Annotated in this window: 15 protein-coding genes and 1 tRNA gene; 10 read left to right on the plus strand and 6 right to left on the minus strand. The window is 72.5% G+C overall.

The window, feature by feature from the left end; all coding sequences use genetic code 11:
* Window positions 1–108 precede the first annotated feature (108 nt).
* A tRNA-OTHER gene (locus ACIRR9_RS35405) sits at window positions 109–188 on the minus strand.
* On the opposite strand from ACIRR9_RS35405, the gene ACIRR9_RS35410 reads away from it, so the two are divergent.
* From ACIRR9_RS35410 to ACIRR9_RS35420, 3 genes are read left to right on the plus strand one after another with little or no spacing between them, the layout of a single operon-like run.
* A complete protein-coding gene (locus ACIRR9_RS35410; protein WP_403760525.1) occupies window positions 165–1133 on the plus strand; it encodes a thiolase family protein in 969 nt (322 codons plus the stop codon). The two genes, ACIRR9_RS35405 and ACIRR9_RS35410, sit on opposite strands and share 24 nt — an antisense overlap.
* 14 nt (window positions 1134–1147) lie before the next feature.
* Entirely contained in the window at window positions 1148–2296 is a 1149-nt protein-coding gene (locus ACIRR9_RS35415; RefSeq protein WP_403760527.1) for an acyl-CoA dehydrogenase family protein, read from the plus strand.
* A 3-nt stretch (window positions 2297–2299) separates the two neighbouring features.
* A complete protein-coding gene (locus ACIRR9_RS35420; protein ID WP_403760529.1) occupies window positions 2300–3076 on the plus strand; it encodes an SDR family NAD(P)-dependent oxidoreductase in 777 nt (258 codons plus the stop codon).
* A gap of 10 nt (window positions 3077–3086) precedes the next feature.
* On the opposite strand, the gene ACIRR9_RS35425 is transcribed toward ACIRR9_RS35420, so the two are convergent.
* Both ACIRR9_RS35425 and ACIRR9_RS35430 read right to left on the minus strand, forming a co-directional pair.
* A complete protein-coding gene (locus ACIRR9_RS35425; RefSeq protein WP_403760532.1) occupies window positions 3087–4349 on the minus strand; it encodes an amidohydrolase family protein in 1263 nt (420 codons plus the stop codon).
* Window positions 4343–5332 carry a CoA transferase gene (locus tag ACIRR9_RS35430; RefSeq protein ID WP_403760535.1) on the minus strand — a complete coding sequence of 330 codons (990 nt, stop codon included), beginning with the start codon at window positions 5330–5332 and terminating at the stop codon, window positions 4343–4345. The genes ACIRR9_RS35425 and ACIRR9_RS35430 overlap by 7 nt, the downstream gene beginning before the upstream one ends.
* Window positions 5333–5410: 78 nt before the next feature.
* On the opposite strand from ACIRR9_RS35430, the gene ACIRR9_RS35435 reads away from it, so the two are divergent.
* Together ACIRR9_RS35435 and ACIRR9_RS35440 are read left to right on the plus strand one after the other, a co-directional pair.
* Window positions 5411–6421, plus strand: coding sequence for an enoyl-CoA hydratase/isomerase family protein (locus ACIRR9_RS35435; RefSeq protein WP_403760538.1), 1011 nt, complete (start codon window positions 5411–5413; stop codon window positions 6419–6421).
* Window positions 6422–6506: 85 nt separating this feature from the next.
* Window positions 6507–8063 (plus strand): GMC family oxidoreductase, encoded by a 1557-nt coding sequence (locus tag ACIRR9_RS35440; protein WP_403760541.1) that lies wholly within the window; start codon window positions 6507–6509, stop codon window positions 8061–8063.
* Between the two features lie 39 nt (window positions 8064–8102).
* Here the strand turns inward: ACIRR9_RS35440 and ACIRR9_RS35445 are convergent, their stop codons facing one another.
* Window positions 8103–9029, minus strand: coding sequence for an SDR family oxidoreductase (locus ACIRR9_RS35445; protein WP_403760544.1), 927 nt, complete (start codon window positions 9027–9029; stop codon window positions 8103–8105).
* Window positions 9030–9280: 251 nt separating this feature from the next.
* Entirely contained in the window at window positions 9281–10000 is a 720-nt protein-coding gene (locus ACIRR9_RS35450) for a response regulator transcription factor (RefSeq protein ID WP_403760547.1), read from the minus strand.
* A gap of 83 nt (window positions 10001–10083) precedes the next feature.
* On the opposite strand from ACIRR9_RS35450, the gene ACIRR9_RS35455 reads away from it, so the two are divergent.
* The 3 genes from ACIRR9_RS35455 to ACIRR9_RS35465 are packed head-to-tail and all read left to right on the plus strand — an operon-like array spanning window position 10084 to window position 12140.
* Window positions 10084–11235 (plus strand): histidine kinase, encoded by a 1152-nt coding sequence (locus ACIRR9_RS35455; protein ID WP_403760550.1) that lies wholly within the window; start codon window positions 10084–10086, stop codon window positions 11233–11235.
* On the plus strand, window positions 11223–11876 hold the full coding sequence (locus ACIRR9_RS35460) for a response regulator (RefSeq protein ID WP_403760552.1): 654 nt from the start codon (window positions 11223–11225) through the stop codon (window positions 11874–11876). The genes ACIRR9_RS35455 and ACIRR9_RS35460 overlap by 13 nt, the downstream gene beginning before the upstream one ends.
* A 48-nt stretch (window positions 11877–11924) precedes the next feature.
* Complete coding sequence (locus ACIRR9_RS35465; RefSeq protein WP_403760554.1) at window positions 11925–12140, plus strand: hypothetical protein; 216 nt, start codon at window positions 11925–11927, stop codon at window positions 12138–12140.
* A gap of 28 nt (window positions 12141–12168) precedes the next feature.
* Here ACIRR9_RS35465 and ACIRR9_RS35470 read toward each other — a convergent pair whose 3' ends face one another.
* Window positions 12169–12912, minus strand: coding sequence for an SDR family NAD(P)-dependent oxidoreductase (locus ACIRR9_RS35470; protein ID WP_403760557.1), 744 nt, complete (start codon window positions 12910–12912; stop codon window positions 12169–12171).
* 311 nt (window positions 12913–13223) lie between these two features.
* Here ACIRR9_RS35470 and ACIRR9_RS35475 point away from each other — a divergent pair, with 311 nt between their 5' ends.
* Window positions 13224–14549: a lipase family protein gene (locus ACIRR9_RS35475; protein ID WP_403760560.1), complete on the plus strand. Its 1326-nt coding sequence runs from the start codon at window positions 13224–13226 to the stop codon at window positions 14547–14549.
* 798 nt (window positions 14550–15347) lie between these two features.
* Window positions 15348–16148 carry a hypothetical protein gene (locus ACIRR9_RS35480; protein ID WP_403760563.1) on the plus strand — a complete coding sequence of 267 codons (801 nt, stop codon included), beginning with the start codon at window positions 15348–15350 and terminating at the stop codon, window positions 16146–16148.
* Window positions 16149–16157: the final 9 nt, after the last annotated feature.

The raw sequence follows: 16157 nt of genomic DNA on the forward strand, positions 1-16157 counted from the left end.
CGCGGGAAGCGGTGATCGCGGCGGCGGTCCGTACGGCGGTCGCGAGACGGAACGGCGGCCTGGCCGGCGTCCATCCGGCGGATCTGTCCGGGGCGGTGCTGACGGCGCTGGCCGACCGGGCCGGGATCGATCCGGCGGCCATCGACGACGTGATCTGGGGATGCGTGTCCCAGGTCGGCGACCAGTCCGGCAATATCGGCCGCTATGCCGTACTGGCCGCCGGTTGGCCCGAGAGCATCCCCGGGACCACGGTCAACCGGGCCTGCGGATCGAGCCAGCAGGCCCTGGAGTTCGCCGTGCAGGCGGTCCTCTCGGGGCAGCAGGACGTGGTCGTGGCGGGTGGCGTCGAGGTGATGAGCCGGGTGCCGCTGGGTTCGGCGAAGGCGGACGGAATGCCGTACGGCCCCCAAGTCCTCGGCCGGTACGAGGACTTCTCCTTCAATCAGGGCGTCTCCGCCGAACGGATCGCGCAGAAGTGGGGCCTCACGCGGGAGCGGCTCGACGCGTACGCCGCACTGTCGCACGAGCGGGCGGCGGCCGCGCAGGACGGCGGGGCCTTCGACGAGCAGATCGTGCCCGTGGCCGGGGTCGCGGCGGACGAGGGCGTCCGCCGGGGCACCAGTGTGGAGACACTGGCGAGGCTCAAGCCCTCCTTCCAGGACGACGGCGTCATCCACGCCGGCAACGCCTCGCAGATCTCCGACGGCGCGGCGGCGCTGCTGATCACCACGCCGGAGCGGGCTCGCGAGCTGGGTCTGCCCCCTCTGGTGCGGTACCGGGCGGGCGCGGTCGTCGGCTCCGATCCGGTGCTGATGCTGACCGGGCCGATCCCGGCGACCGAGAAGGTGCTGCGCAAGGCCGGTGTGGCCCTGCCGGAGGTCGGGGTGTTCGAGGTGAACGAGGCCTTCGCGCCCGTCCCGCTGGCGTGGCTCGCCGAGACCGGCGCGGACCCGGAGCGCCTCAACCCGCTCGGCGGCGCGATCGCCCTCGGCCATCCGCTGGGCGCGTCGGGTGCGGTCCTGATGACGCGCATGATCCATCACATGCGCGCCCACGGGATCCGCTACGGCCTGCAGACCATGTGCGAGGGCGGCGGCACGGCCAACGCCACCCTCGTCGAACTCGCGGAATGACAGGGGCGGTCGGCATGCGACGGGATGTCTTCACCGAGGACCACGAGGCGTTTCGGGCACTGGTGCGGGAGGTCGTGGCGAAGGAGGTGGTGCCGCACTACGGCGAGTGGGAGAAGGCGGGGCGGGTCCCGCGCGACTTCTTCACCACGCTCGGCTCGCTGGGTCTGCTGGGGATGGCGATCCCGGAGCGGTACGGCGGGGGCGGCCGGCCCGACTACCGCTACAACGTCGTCCTCCAGGAGGAGGCCGCCGCCGCCCTGGTCACCCTGGGCACCGTCCGCACCCAACTCGACGTCATACTCCCCTACTTCCTCGCCTACGCGAACGGGGAGCAGCGCGAACGCTGGTTCCCCGGCCTGGCGTCCGGGAGGCTGCTCACCGCCATCGCGATGACCGAACCGGGCACGGGCTCCGACCTCGCCGGTATCCGTACGACCGCCGTGCGCGACGGCGACGCCTATGTCCTCAACGGCGCCAAGACCTTCATCACCGGCGGGCTGCTGGCCGACCTGGTGATCGCGGTGGCGCGTACGGCGACCGATCCGGGCGACCGGCGGGCGGGGCTCACGCTGCTCGTCGTGGAGGGCGGCATGCCGGGGTTCACGCGTGGCCGGACGCTGGACAAGATGGGCGTCAAGGCCCAGGACACGGTCGAGCTGGCCTTCGACGGCGTGCGGGTGCCGCTGGCCAACCGGCTCGGCGAGGAGGGCGCGGCCTTCGGATACCTGGGCCACAACCTCTCCCAGGAACGGATGACGGTCGCGGTCGGCTCGGTGGCCCAGGCACGGGCCGCGCTGGATACGACCGTCGCCTACGTCAAGGAGCGCGAGGTTTTCGGCTCACCGGTCGCCGCCTTCCAGAACACCAAGTTCGAACTGGCCGCCGTCGCGGCCGAGATCGAGGCGGCGCAGGCCCTGCTGGACCGGGCCGTCCTGGAACTGGTCGACGGCCGGCTCTCCGGCGCCGACGCGGCGAAGGTCAAGCTGTTCTGCACCGAGATGCAGGCCCGGGCCGTGGACCGATGTCTTCAACTCTTCGGCGGATACGGCTACATGCTGGAGTATCCGATCGCCCGGCTGTACGCGGACGCCCGCATCACGCGGATCTACGCGGGAACGAGCGAGGTCATGAAGGTCATCATCGCCAAGTCACTGGGGTTGTGAGCCATGTCCGTGGAGGACTTCGCCGGCCGGCCGGGCACCGCCTTCGTCGCGGGCGGCACCGGCGGCATCGGCACGGCGGTCGTACGGACGCTGGCGGAACACGGCAGCGACGTCACGTTCACCTACCGGGCCAACCACGAGGCAGCCACAGCCCTGGTGGACGAGGTCAAGGCGTCGGGTCTCCATGTCCGGTCACTTCAGGTCGACTTGACCGACGAGGTGGCGACCGCGACGGCCGTCACCGCGGCCGCCGAGACGTCCGGCGGCCTGCACACACTCGTGTACGCGGCCGGACCGCACGTACCCATGACCCATCTGAGCCAGGTCACTCCCGCCCGGTACCGTGCCCAACTGGAGGCCGACGCCGTGGCGTTCTTCAACCTCGTCCATCCGGCGCTGCCGTTGCTGCGGGCGAGCGGGGGCAGCGTCGTCGCGGTCACCACCGTCGCGACCCGCCGTTACCCGGTCCGTGACGGGCTGTCCTCGGGGGTGAAGGGCGCTGTCGAGGCGGTCGCCCGTGCCCTGGCCGCCGAGGAGGGCCGGTACGGCGTCCGGGTCAACTGTGTCGCTCCCGGCATGCTCGACGACGGCATCGCGGCCCGGCTGATCGAGACAGGGGAACTCGACGAGAACGCCCTCGCGATCACCCGGCGCAACATCCCGCTGCGCCGGTTCGGGCGCGCCCAGGACATCGCGGAGGCCGTCTGCTTCCTCGCCTCGGACCGGGCCGCGTTCATCACCGGGCAGGCACTGGGGGTGGACGGCGGATACAGCGTCTGAGCGGACGGGTTCAGGAAGTGATCGCCCGGCCGCCGACATAGGTGGCCCGCACGAGATCGGCGGTCAGGGCGTGGAGAGCCTCGCGCAGCGGAACGTGGAGCAGGCACAGGTCGGCCACCGCCCCCACGGACAACCGCCGTGCGCGGGCGGGACGTTCAGGGGTGCCCAGGAAGAGCCGCAGGGCGGCCTCCGGCGTGACGGCCTCCCCGTCGTCCCGTTCCGCAGCGGCCCGCATCACGGCCCACGGGTCGGGGGTTCCGTACGGTGCGTCGGTTCCGGCGGCCAGCGGGATGCCCGCCTCGGCCAGGCTGCGACAGCGGTAGAGGTGCGGCCGGTCGTCGGGGCGCACGTCGGTGGCGTACTCGGGTCCGCGCTCGACAGGGAAGTGCGGCTGGGCCACGACCGTCACGCCGAGCCGCCGCAGCCACGGCATGGTCTCGACCGGGATCACTGCCCCGTGCTCGATGCGGTCGCCCGCGACCGGCCCGGCCTCTTCCAGGGCGAGAAGGGTCACCAACAGCTGCACTCGGGTGACGCAGTGCACGGCGACCGGGCGGGGCCGCAATCCGATGAACGTGGCCGCGAGGTCGGTGGGCGTCGGCAGGCTCGGGTCGTCGAGCATGATCTTGACGGGTGCGTCCACGCCCATGACGGCGACCCGCTGGGGCAGCACGGCCAGCGTCCGTGCCAGACCCGGCGCCGGGCGAGGGTCGGCATTGGTGAACCCCGTGACACCGTGTTGTGCGGCGCGCCGCCCGAGTTCGGCCAGATCGAGCCGTACGGGAGGGACGAGACGGCGCAGGCGCCCGTCCTCCCGCCACAGCCGCCCGTCGTCGAACTCGGAGACATCGTCCAATCCGGACGCCCGCAGCGCGGCGCTGTTGAGGAACCACATGGCGCCGCTGCGATGCTGCACCCTGACGGGTCGGTCGGGCACGATCGCGTCCAGTGCCCAGCGGTCCAGATCGCCCGCCACGCTCTCGTGGTAACCGATCGCTCGCACCCATCTCCCCGGTGTCCCTTCGCACAGCGCCGCAGCGAGCCCGGCACGCCCCCGCACATCGGCGGGGCCGACCCGCACGGAGGCGGCGGCTGCGGCCAGTGCGGTGAGATGCACATGGTGGTCGTGGAGCCCGGGCAGCAACGCCCCGCCGTGACCGTCCAGGTCGGCCGGTCCCGGCAGCCGGGGACCGATGTCCGCGATCCGGCCGCCCGTACCGACCCGCACGTCCACCCGACCGTGGCCCTCGACTTCCACATCGTGGATCAGCAAGGTGCTGTCCGGCCGGCGGCGAGGGCGCCCGCGCACGCGGCCATGGACACGCTCAGCAGCTCACCGCCACCGGAGGCCAGGGAGCGTGCGACGGCGTGGGCGGCATACAGACCAGTGATGGGATCGGCTGTCGCGTCACCGAGGAACACCGGATCGCCGTACGCATCCCGGCCGGTCAGCCCTGCGGCCACCGCCGCGTCGTCACCGAAGGCGATACGGTCGTCGTCGCGTCCGTACCCGGTGATGCTGACCCAGACCCGGCCGGGGCGAGCGGCCAGGAACTCCTCGGCATACACGCCGAGTCGCCGCAGTGCCCGGGGACGGGACGCCTCGATCACCACGTCGGCTTCGGAGACGGCCTCCGCCAGAGCGCCGGAGGCGAAGTCCAGCACCAGACTCTCGTGACCGTCGTGCAACCAGCGGTAGAAAGCGGGAACGCCGAAACGCGCCCCGTCCGCCCGACCGGTGCTCTCCACCTTCGTCACATGCGCTCCGGCCAGCCCCAGCAGGCGCGCGCACAACGGCCCGGCCCACAGCGCGGACAGGTCGACGACTCGCAACCCCGCCACATCGCGTCGACGGGGTACTCCATGGCGTTCGGCCCGTACCGGAGCACGGTTGCCGCCGGCCTCCTCGTGCGCCGCCGCCGCGATTCCGAGCCGCTGGGCTTCGCGGGCGAGTTCGGTGGCCGGAGCGCGCAGGGCGGCAGTGCCCAGGTCGGCACCGGGCGCGCCGAGGAGCGCCAGCAGCGCGGGAAGGGACGCGTGATCGTCCGGGCGGGCCAGGTTGATCGCCGCCCAGCCGTCCGCGGTAGGCAGAAGGCGGCAGGAGCCGCCCGCTGAGATCCTCCCCCGCGGTTCGAATCCGGCCAGCTCGGCTCGGCGGAACAGGGTGACGGGCAGGTCGACCGGCACCCCTGTGAGCCGGGTGAAGTCGTCCGTCAGAACGACAAGTGTGCCGAGGCAGGGTTCGATCTCTGCCATCCATCGGTCGAGAATGACATTCCCCATGACGCGAACACCCTTCTCCCAAGGGAGACGCCAGATTACACTCACGGGATCGTGGAACCTCCTTTCATCCTGGTCGACCTGGACCGTCCTGCCAGACCGTCAGCCGGGAGGGACCAGGTCACCGTCGCCGTGGCGAGAACACCGAGAGAGGTGACCGAGGAGTTCGACATACTCCTCACGGCCGCCCCCGATCCCCCACGTCCATGGGTGAGTTGCGCCGATCCGTACGCCACCGCGTCGCTCCTGCGGGACACCGTGGCCCGGCATCCCGCAGCCTGCGTCACCCTCGCCCAGGTGCTCCGGATGGGCGCCGCACTGCCCCCGTCCGACCGGCTGGTCCTCGAATCCCTCGCCTACTCCGCGCTTCTGGCGGGCGGAGACTTCCGTACCTGGCTGGCCTCGTCCCGCCCCCGCACCCCGCGCCCCACCGCCGAACCCGTCCGGGTCCACCGTGACGGCGAGCGCCTGAGGCTCACGCTGGACCGCCCCTGGGTACGCAACGCCTTCGACGCGGCCACGAGGGACGCCTTGTGCGAGGCACTGGAGGTGGCTGTTGCCGATACGACGATCACCGAGGTCCACCTGTACGGCAACGGGCCGGCTTTCTGCAGCGGGGGCGACCTGTCGGAGTTCGGCACGACACGCGACCCCGCCGAGGCGCACCGCATCCGCGTCCACCGCAGCCCGGCCGCGCTGCTCCAACGGTGCGCGCCCAGGGTGACGGCCCATCTCCACGGCGCATGCGTCGGCGCCGGCATCGAACTGGCCGCCTTCGCGGGGTCGGTGACCGCCGCCCCGGACACACTGATCCGACTGCCCGAGATCGAGATGGGGCTCATCCCCGGAGCGGGCGGCACCGCCGGCCTCCCGCCTCGCATCGGCCGCGAACGCACCGCCTACCTGGCCCTGTCAGGCGCCCCGACGAATGCCGCAGAAGCGCTGCGCTGGGGGCTGATCGACACACTCGATCCAAGCCCGGGGATCCGCGCCAGCGGCAGCACACGCGAACTGCACCGACAGGCCAGGCTGAAGAGCGAGCAAGACGCCCAGGTACCGAGGTGACGGCCGGGCCCGGCGCGGGGGCCCGTCCCGGCCATCGGGACTCTCCGTTGTGCGGGCCGGTGGCCGCGCCTTGAATCACCTGACCATGAGACCGACCGGACACCACCGCGGCCGGGCAACCCGCTTCGACGTCATCGTGGTCGGCGCCGGTGCGGCGGGAGCAGCCCTTGCGGCCCGGCTCGCCGAGGACCCCGACCGCACGGTCCTGGTACTGGAGTCGGGTCCGGTGCCGGGCCTGCCGCCGTCGTTCGCACCGGAGTTGCTGGACGCCCGGCTGGTCCCCGGTGCGCAGCCCGGCCACCCGGCCGTCCAGCCGTTTCCCGCGCGCCTCACCGCCGGCCGCCCGTACACGGTCGTCCGGGGCCGTGTCCTCGGCGGCTCGACCACCGTCAACGGCGGGTACTTCGTGCGGGCCCGGCGGGAGGACTTCGACCGGTGGGCGGCAGCGGGCGGCGGTCCGGTCTGGTCGTACGACCGGATGCTCCCGTTCCTGCGGGTGCTGGAGACCGACCTGGACCACGGCGCCGGTCCGCTGCACGGCGACCGGGGGCCGGTGCGCCTCCGCCGCACGGACCTGCGCCATCCCGCGACGGCGGCGTTCGGTGCGGCCGCCCGCCGGCTGGGATTTCCCGCGGAACCCGACAAGAACGCCCAGGACGAGCCGGGGTTCGGTCCGGTCCCCTCCAACGCCGTGGACGGAGTACGGGTCAACACCGGCCTCGCCTACCTGTCTCGGATGTCCGGACGGCCCAATCTCTTTGTGGAAGGGGACAGTACGGTCCTCTCGGTCGTCGTCGAGCGCGGACGCGCGACCGGCGTCGTGGTCGAGCGGCACGGGCGCCGGACGACCGTGCGCGGGGGTGAAGTCGTGCTCTGTGCGGGGGCGTTGCGCTCCCCGCAGCTGCTCCAGCTCTCCGGGATCGGGCCGCGGGCAGCACTCGCGAGGCTCGGGATACCGGTCATCAGGGACCTGCCCGCCGTGGGCGCCCGGTTCGGCGACCATCCGCAACTGGTACTGGAGTGGGCGCCCCGGCGGCCGCTGCCCGAACCTGTCGGCTCGTGGCTCGGCGGAGCCCTGCACCTGCCCGCGTCCGACGGCGACCACCCGGCCGGGGATCTGGAGATACTGCAGTCCCTCGTCCCCATGGCCGGACTGACCGGCGGACGGGTGTCCATACCGGGAGCTCCCCTGGCGTTCCTGGTGTCCGTCCAGACACCCCGGCCGACCGGCCGACTGCGCGTGGGCTCCGCCGGTGCCACGGAGCCGCCGAGCCTCGCCCACGGTTACCTGTCCACGGCCGAGGACCGCCGGCGCCTGCGCGAAGTGGTGCGGGTCTGCGCCGAGTTGACGGCGACGGCCGACTTCGCCGAGGTCGGATCCGGGCTCGCTGAACCGGGGCCGAGGGTCCTCGCCGACGACCGGCTGCTCGACACGTGGATCCACGGACACCTCGGCACCTGCCACCACACCTGCGGCACGGTTCCGCTGGGCCCGGCCGTCGACGCGTACGGCAGGGTGCACGGCATGGCGGGCCTGCGGGTCGCGGACGCCTCGATCCTGCCGACAGCTCCGCTGCGGGGGCCGGCGGCCACGGCCGTCCTCATCGGCGAGGTGGTCGCGGACGCCATGCGCCGGGGATGAGGTGATGCGGACCGGGAGTTGAGGGGGTTCGGTACGCCGTCACCTGTCGCGGACGGCCGCGTAGACCCCGCCGTCGACGAGGATGTCGACGCCGTTCAGGAAGCTCGCGCCGTCCGAGAGCATGAAGGCCACGACCTCGGCGATCTCCTCCGAGCGGCCGGTCCGGCCGAGCGGTGTCGCGTCGATCATCCGCTGCATCGACGTCTGCTTGGCCGCCTCCTGTCGGCCCTGCGGGGTGTCGATGATGCCCGGTGCCAGCGAGCACACGCGTGCTCCGACCGGTCCGAGCCGCACCGCCTCCCGCCGCGCGAACCGGGCCACACCGTGCTTGGCCCACGGGTAGGCCAGGTTGGACTGCTCGATCTCCGGCCCGACGGCGTCGCGGATGCGGTCGAGGAAGTCCTCCCGCAGCGGCTCGTCCAGGATCGCCCCGATGGCCGGATCGGGGTTGTCGACCCGTGCGAGCAAGGGTGACATCGAGGAGAAGTACACATGTGCGGTGCCCTGGACGGCCAGCGGGCGCAGCGCCTCGGCCAGCAGGGCGGTGCCGATGAGGTCCACCTCGAAGATGCGCCGCCAGTCGGCCATGGTGGGCGAGATGCCGGCCGCGTGGGCGACGGAGCGCAGCGTGCCGAGCTCGGCCACCCGGCCGGCGAGCCCGGCCAGGCCCTCGCGATCGGTGATGTCGACGCCGAACGACTCGGCGTGCGCCCGGCCTGCCGCGTCGTTGAGGTCCTTCGCCACCGCCGCCACGCCCGCCGCATCCCGGTCGACGAGCAGCAGCACGTCCACGGTGTCGGCGAGCCGCCGGGCACAGGCCTCTCCCATGCCGCGTCCGGCTCCGGTGACTATTCCTACGGTCGTCATGCCCTGCTCCTCGGTGAAGTGCCGTCCCTCGACCGTGCCGTCGGCCCGGGGCTCGCGGGCCTGACCGGGTGGCTCGCCCGGTTCGGGTGCGGTGGCCACGGTCGTCGTACCGGCATGCAAACCCGCCTGGCTGACAGCCGCCGGACCGCTTCCGGACAACTTCCGGACGTGACGGCAGTCACACCGGCTGATCACGGCCGACTCGCCGTCCGCCCCGACGACCGGTCACGACCGACCCGCCCGCCGACCCGCCGACCGGTCACGACCGACCCGCCATCCGACCCGCCGACCGGTCACGACCGACCCGCCATCCGACCCGCCGACCGGTCACGACCGTACGGCCCGCGCCCTCAGTGGCGGGTCCGCCCGAGCCGGTATCCGAAGCCCCGGTGTGTATGGATCAGGGCGGGTTCTTCCCGGTCCACCTTCAGACGCAGCCGGGAGACGAGTTTCTCGATGGCCTCGCTCGCCCGGAACTCGCCCCACACGTGCCGGCTGATCTGCTCCTTGGACAGCACACGCTCGGCGTTGGCGAGCAGATGGCGCAGCAGCCGGTACTCGGCCGGGGACAGACGGAGCGCCCTGGAACCGCGCCGGGCCTGGCAACCGACCGCGTCCAGCACCAGGTCGCCGTAGACGGCCTCCCCCGCCTCACCCGCGGAGTGCCGGCCTCGCAACAGGATCTGCGCACGCGCCAGGACCTCGGCGGCCCGGACCGGCTTGGTGACATAGTCCTCGCGGCCGCGACCGAGCACGGGCAGGAGGGTGTGGAGGTATTCGCAGGTGATCAGATAGAGCAGCGGCGGCCGGTCCTCGGGCGGGATACGACGGCCCCGGGCCACTTCCTTGAGATCCGGCAGCGTGGCGTCCCAGACCACCAGGTCGAACGGCCGGCGGGTGAGCTGCTCGATCCCCTCGAAGCCGGTTCCCGCCGTGCCCGCGACGCGGTAGCCGGCCAGCTCCAGCGTCGTGGTGAGCAGATCGGTCTCCGTGGCGTCGTGTCCGACGATCAGCACGTCCCGGCCGCCGGTGCGGGACGGCGCCGACTGGACTTCGAGGTTCCCTCGCATGGCTGACCCTTTCGTGGTGGTGGGACGGGCAGCACCCGGGCTAATAATTGCCTAACTCAAGCAAACCCACTACCGTCCTCCCCATGTGGAAAACGGTGCGCCGCGCGGCATGGGCCACGGTCCACCTCTTCGCGGCCGCGGCGATGGCCTTCGGCTCATGGATCTTCATCACCGTGCTGCTGATCACCGCGGTCGGCACGGTGGCCGTCGTCGGTGCCTGGCTGCTGCCCGAGACGGTCCTGCTGATCCGGCGGATCGCGGGGGCCAAGCGGAGCCTGACCGCCGCGTGGACCGGCGTGAAGATCCCCGAGGTGTACCAGCCGCTGGCCGGCACCATGCGCGAGCGGATCGTCCGGTCGGTACGCGACCCCGGCACGCGCAGCGATCTGCGCTGGATGGTCGCCTACTGGTTCTACGGCGCCCTGCTCGCCCTCGCCCTGCCGCTGTGGCCACTGGGACTGGTCGTCGACGGCGTGTGGTGCGGGCTGCTGCGCCGCGAGGCGGTCGTCCTGCCGCTGATCGTGCGGCTCGCCGACCTGGAGGCCGACTGGTCGACCGCCCTGCTCAAGCCGTCCCCGCAGGCGCAGCTCACGGCCCGGGTCGAGAGGCTGGCGCAGACGAGGGCCGACGCGATCACCGCCCACGGCGCCGAACTGCGCCGTATCGAACGCGATCTGCACGACGGGGCACAAGCCCAGCTCGTGGCACTGTCCATGCGCATCGGGCTCGCCAAGCGCGCCTACGGCCGTGATCACCAGACTGCCCTGAGACTGCTGGACGAGGCCCAGGCGCAGGCCGAGAAGGCGCTGACGGAACTGCGGCACGTCGTCCGCGGCATCCATCCGCCGATCCTGACCGACCGCGGGCTCACCGGTGCGGTGCGCGCGCTGGCGGCGAGCAGCGGGCTGGAGGTCGCCCTGGACGACGGCGGCCTGGACCAGGGGATACGGGCGCCCGCGGCGGTGGAGGCGGCGGCCTACTTCGTGGTGGCCGAGGCACTCACCAATGTCGCCAAGTACAGCGGGGTCACCCGCGCCGAGGTACACCTCGTCCGGGCCCGGCGCGGCCTGCGGGTCCGGGTCCGGGACGAGGGCTGTGGCGGTGCCGACGAGTCGGGCGGCTCGGGGCTGCTCGGTATGCGGCGCCGGGTCGCCGCGCTCGACGGAACCGTGCGGATGTCCAGCCCCGTCGGGGGCCCGACCATGATCGAAGTGGAGCTGCCGTGCGTGTGGTGATCGCCGAGGACAACGCCCTGCTGCGGGAGGGACTGGTCCTGTTGCTGACCTCGGCCGGGCACGAGGTCGTGGCCGTGGCGGGCAGCGGCCCCGAGGTCGTGCCCGCGCTGCTGGCGCACCGCCCGGACGTGGCCGTGCTCGACGTCCGGATGCCGCCCTCCTTCCGTGACGAGGGGCTGCGGGCGGCGCTGGAGGCGCGCGAGCGGATCCCCGGGCTGCCGGTGCTGGTGCTCTCGCAGTACGTCGAGGAGTCGTACGCCGCAGAGTTGCTGGGCGGCGGCACCCACGGGATCGGCTATCTGCTCAAGGACCGGGTGGGCCGGGTCGACGAGTTCCTCGACGCGCTGGAGCGGGTCGCGGCGGGCGGCACCGCGCTCGACCCCGAGGTGGTCACCGAGCTCCTCACCCGCCGGAAGGACTCGCCGCTGGACTCGCTCACCCCGCGCGAGCGGGAGGTGCTGAAGCTGATGGCGGAGGGGCATGACAACGCGACCATCGCCAGGACCCTGGTCGTCACCGAGCGCGCGGTCCACAAGCACATCGGAAACGTCTTCCTGAAGCTGGGCCTGCCGCCGAGCGACAGCGGTCACCGCCGGGTCCTGGCCGTGCTGGCCTACCTGGCACACGCACCCCAGGCGTGACCGCCACGTTCGACACAGAGCGCCCTGTGGGGCAGGCGGCGGCAGCGGGTGGCCGTCGCCCGCGCCCTGGTATCCCGCCCGAAGGTCCTCGTCCGGGACGAGGCGGCCTCCGCGCTCGACGTGTCGATACAGGCCCAGGTGCTCGACCGGCCGGTGGGGCGCGGCACGACCGACGAGGTGCTCACCGTGCCTGTACACGACTACACGCATGGCTTGTCGGCGGCCGTCCCCCGCGAGGGCCGGCGCCCGGCCCGTCGGTCGTGACGCGCCCGTCACCGCCGGACGTCGGCCGCTACGTCCGTGCGGTGGCCGTGACCCCGCCGTCGACCGGGATCACCGTGCCGGTCAGACAGCTCGCCGCGTCCGAGGCGAGGAACAGCGCCATCCTCGCGACGTCGTCGGGGACCCCGACCCGGCCGAGCGGGACCTTCGCGGCGATGGCGTTCAGCGAGGCGTCGATGGCGCCCTCCTGGAAGGCCGCCCGCATGCCCGCCGTGTCGGTGCCTCCCGGGCAGATCGCGTTCGCGCGGATGCCCTCGGGCGCGAGCAGCAGGGCGACCGACTTCATGAACTGGATGACGGCACCCTTGGTCGCCGAGTAGACCGGCAGGTCGGGCACCTCGACCAGGCCGGCCGTGGACGCCGTGAAGACCACCGACGCCGACCGCGACCTGCGCAGCAGGGGCAGCAGCCGCTGGGTCATCACGGTCGGCACCCAGACGTTGAGCGTCATGCAGGTGTCCCAGTCGGCGGTGTCGAAGTCGAGCGCGCGCGGTCCTGTCACACCGACGTGATTGAACAGCACGTCCAGGACGTCGTGTTGGGCGATGACCGAGTCGAGGAACGCCTCGACCGCCGGCCGGTCGCTCAGGTCGACGACGTGCGCCTCGCCCGAGCCTCCCGCGCCGACCAGTTCGGCGACCGTCTCCTCGGTCCGGGCGGCGTCGACGTCCACGACGACGACGTGCGCGCCGTGGGCCGCGAACAACCGGGCGGCAGCACGGCCCATCCCCGAGGCTCCGGCCGTGACGGTCAATGAGATGCTCCCCTCTCCCCCGGGCACCTCATGTTACGTTCATTGTACCGATCGGTCAATGAAATATTAAGCGCAGGGGACACGCAGGTCAGACACCACGGCAGGGGCCAAGTCGCAGCCACCCATCCCCAGTTAGACGAACTGTCAAATTACCGAACCGTAACCTACGTGCTGCTATCACGAGTAACTTACTGACGCGTAAGGTTCTGGCGAACCACCCCCCAGCGGCATGAGCCGGCCCGGGACGGCCGCGCTCTCCCGCCGCATTCACCTGTGCACCTCACTGCCGGCCGCATCACAGGAGGTTCGCCATGCCCGCACGCAGACGGCTGCTCGCAGCAGCAGTCACCGCTGCCGCCTGCCTCGGCGCCCAGGCCCTCGCAAGCACCGTCGCCACGGCGGCGGACGAGGTCGTCTCCCGAGGCGTCACCATCCCCGCGTTCTACGACCCGCCCGCCGGCCTGCCCACGGCGAACGGCACCCTGATCCGCAGCGAGCCCCTCCCGCTCGCCCTCAGCCTGCCCGGCCTGGACGGGCCGCTGCCCGGCAGCGCGACCCGCCTGATGTACAAGTCCACCGATTCCAATGGTCAGCCGGTGGCCGTCACCGGCGCCTACATCGAACCGACCGCCGCGTGGCACGGCGACGGTCCCCGGCCGCTGGTGGCGCTGGCCCCCGGCACCATGGGACAAGGCGACCAGTGCGCCGCGTCCCTCGGTCTGGAACACCCGCTGACCGTCAACAGCCAGACGGTGTCCTTCGGTTACGAGGATCTGGCGATCTACCGCCTCCTCGCGAAGGGCGTCGCGGTGGTCGTCACGGACTACGTCGGGCTCGGCGCGACCGACCGGCTGCACACCTACGTCAACCGCGTCGACGAGGGACACGCGGTGCTGGACGCCGTCCGCGCCGCCCGCGCGGTCGACGGAGCCTCCGTCACCAACGCGTCCCCCGTGGGGCTTTTCGGCTACAGCCAGGGTGGTGGAGCGACCGCCGCCGCGGCCGAACTGCAGGCGTCGTACGCCCCCGACGTCACCCTCTCCGGAACCTACGCGGGCGCGCCGCCCGCCGATCTGACCTCGGTGACCAAGGCCATCGACGGCAGCGAACTGGCCGGCGCGCTGGGCTGGTCGCTCAACGGCTTCCTGCAGTCCGACCCTTCGCTCAAGCCCATCGCCGAGGCACATCTCAACGCCGCCGGGAAGGCCGCCCTCGCCGACCTGTCGACCATGTGTGTCGGAGACGCGCTCTTCGGCTACGGGTACGCGAAGAGCACCAAGTGGACGACCGACGGCCGGTCCATCAGCGACATCATCGCCGCCACACCCGCGCTGCAGTCGTTCCTGGACAGCCAGCGCATCGGCACCCTCAAGCCGTCCGGGCCGGTCCGCCTGGCAACGGGCGTCAGCGACAACCTCGTTCCGCACGCCCAGGCACGACAGCTCGCCGTCGACTGGTGCCGCAAGGGAGGCGACGTCACGTACAAGCCCGTCGTCCTGCCCAATGTCGGAAGCGCGCTCCTGAACCACTTCGCCCCGCTGCTCACCGACCAGGGCGACGCCATCGGCTGGCTGACCGACCGCCTCGCGGGCAAGGCGGCCACCTCCAACTGCTGGAGCATGCCCGTCCAGCCGTGACCGGGCCACGGCACACCGTAGGAGGCTGCCGGAGGCGATGCTTCCGGCAGCCCCGTCAGGCGTGCGGAGGAGGTGCGGAGGCGGTTCTGAGCTGCCCGGCAACGGGGTGATGCCGGCGGCGGGCGTCTCCTCCAGGACACCGCGCAGGAAGGCGATACGCGCGGGGCTCTCGCCGTGGAGCGTTCCGCCATTCGACCACCACAGGACGTCGGCGGCGGCGAGGTGGCACTCGCCGTGTGTGACATAGCCGCGCCGCACGGTCGCCTCCCCGAACCGGCGGACCAGTTCCTGCGCGGAGAGGTTGCCCCAGCCGTGCGGCGGGCGTACGCGCGGATCACGTCGGCGAAATGGTGCCACTGCTCGGCCGGCTCGGACTTCACGAGGTCGTACTCGTCGGCCAGGGACCACCGCGCGTTGGGCAGGACGACGAGCCGGGACACGACGTGGCGCAGGTGGCGGTCGTCTGCGGCCGGCCCCATTCCGGAGCAGCCCCACCGGTCCCGGCCCGGTGACCGTGCCCGGGCCGACAGCAGCCGATCGTGCCGGGAGCTTCCGTGCCGTAGAGCCGGGCCACCGCGTCCGAGCCGACCGGAGCGCCGTCGACACCTGGAGCCGTCCCCGAAGGGGAGATCCGTGTCCGTGGAGTGCCGGAGACGGCATCTGTGCAGAAGCGACACACAGACTGCACACTGCCTGGCCAAAGGCTCGCTACCGTTCTGGCCGTTCGATGCCACGTGCGAACGAAAACAGGCCACGGCTCATGTTGCCGCTGGCGCAGTCGAGTCAGGAAGACCGCGGATGGACTACTGCTCCTCGTGCCGTCGGCACCTCAACGGCGCCCTGGCGTGCCCCGGATGCGGCGCCTACGCCCCGGACATCGCGCCCCGCGCCACCGCGGCCCCCGTGACGACCGGTGCGACGGCCTGGCAGGCCCCGGCCGACAACGCATGGCACGACGAACCGGACGTGTACGCCGAAGAGCACGCCGAGGACCCCTACGACGGCCCGGACACCGCCGCGTCGGCGTCGCCGCTCGGCCGGGCGGCCCGGCGCCGCCAGCGGGCCCGCTGGAAGAAGAACCAGCGCCGGGCCGTGGTGGCCACCGCGGTCGCCCTGGTCGGCGGCGGTCTGACCGTCGCCTCGCTGGGCCGGCAGTCCACGGACCGGGCCCAGGCGGCCACGGCCCCGGACAACACGACCATGGGGGTGGCGGGCGAACAGGCCACCGAGCCCACCCTGGCGGTGTCGACTCCGACCGGCCGGCACCGGGCCCCCGACGCCACGCCCGCCGCACGGACGGCCGCGGTGAACGCCCCGCACGAGCAGACCGCCGGCACGCCCCGGGTCACTTCGACACCCCGGCAGAACACCGGTGCCTCGGCGCGGCCCACGGCGACGTCCGCAGCCCAGCCGCAGTCCGCCACCACCACGTCCGCCACCACCGCCGCGCAGTCGCAGCCGACGGCCACGCCCACTGCCACCGCCGCCACCGGCACCGGCACCGGCACCGGCACCGGCACATCGACATCGACGGCGAGCCCCGCGCCGACCGCGACCGCGCCCTCGGAGCTCTGCCTGCTCGTCATCTGCCTGGGCTGACCGCCGAGG

Origin of the sequence: Streptomyces sp. NPDC101234 (genome assembly GCF_044767525.1) — a bacterium.
Classification (GTDB): domain Bacteria; phylum Actinomycetota; class Actinomycetes; order Streptomycetales; family Streptomycetaceae; genus Streptomyces; species Streptomyces sasae.

Bases quoted from the DNA above. Each gene is read 5' to 3' on its own strand.
- ACIRR9_RS35480 (WP_403760563.1), top strand. From the start codon at position 15,348: ATGGACTACTGCTCCTCGTGCCGTCGGCACCTCAACGGCGCCCTGGCG.
- ACIRR9_RS35450 (WP_403760547.1), bottom strand. From the start codon at position 10,000: ATGCGAGGGAACCTCGAAGTCCAGTCGGCGCCGTCCCGCACCGGCGGC.
- ACIRR9_RS35420 (WP_403760529.1), top strand. From the start codon at position 2,300: ATGTCCGTGGAGGACTTCGCCGGCCGGCCGGGCACCGCCTTCGTCGCG.
- ACIRR9_RS35430 (WP_403760535.1), bottom strand. From the start codon at position 5,332: ATGGCAGAGATCGAACCCTGCCTCGGCACACTTGTCGTTCTGACGGAC.
- ACIRR9_RS35440 (WP_403760541.1), top strand. From the start codon at position 6,507: ATGAGACCGACCGGACACCACCGCGGCCGGGCAACCCGCTTCGACGTC.
- ACIRR9_RS35415 (WP_403760527.1), top strand. From the start codon at position 1,148: ATGCGACGGGATGTCTTCACCGAGGACCACGAGGCGTTTCGGGCACTG.
- ACIRR9_RS35455 (WP_403760550.1), top strand. From the start codon at position 10,084: ATGTGGAAAACGGTGCGCCGCGCGGCATGGGCCACGGTCCACCTCTTC.
- ACIRR9_RS35475 (WP_403760560.1), top strand. From the start codon at position 13,224: ATGCCCGCACGCAGACGGCTGCTCGCAGCAGCAGTCACCGCTGCCGCC.